General features: G+C 54.7%; 1 protein-coding gene. It reads left to right on the forward strand.

All coding sequences use genetic code 11. From position 1 onward, the window contains the following. The coding region (locus tag FDX22_RS31535; protein ID WP_255432994.1) for an MASE1 domain-containing protein at window positions 1-203 on the forward strand (203 nt) is incomplete at both ends.

Below are 203 nucleotides of genomic sequence, written 5' to 3' on the forward strand. Positions count from 1 at the left end.
GTTCGGGCTGGCTAATGCTGTGGACGTTAGGTTTTTACCTGACCCACAATGGTCAGCAGGCGGCATTATTTCTGCCGCATGGCGTGTATCTCGCGCTATTGATCCTGCTGTCTCGCCGCTACTGGCCCGCGCTGGTATTGCCGCCGGTATTGATCCTGTTCTGGCTGCACAACGAACAGTTACTCAACGGTTATCTTCTGCTG

Origin of the sequence: Citrobacter sp. TBCS-14, assembly GCF_005280805.1 — a bacterium.
Lineage (GTDB): Bacteria > Pseudomonadota > Gammaproteobacteria > Enterobacterales > Enterobacteriaceae > Citrobacter > Citrobacter gillenii.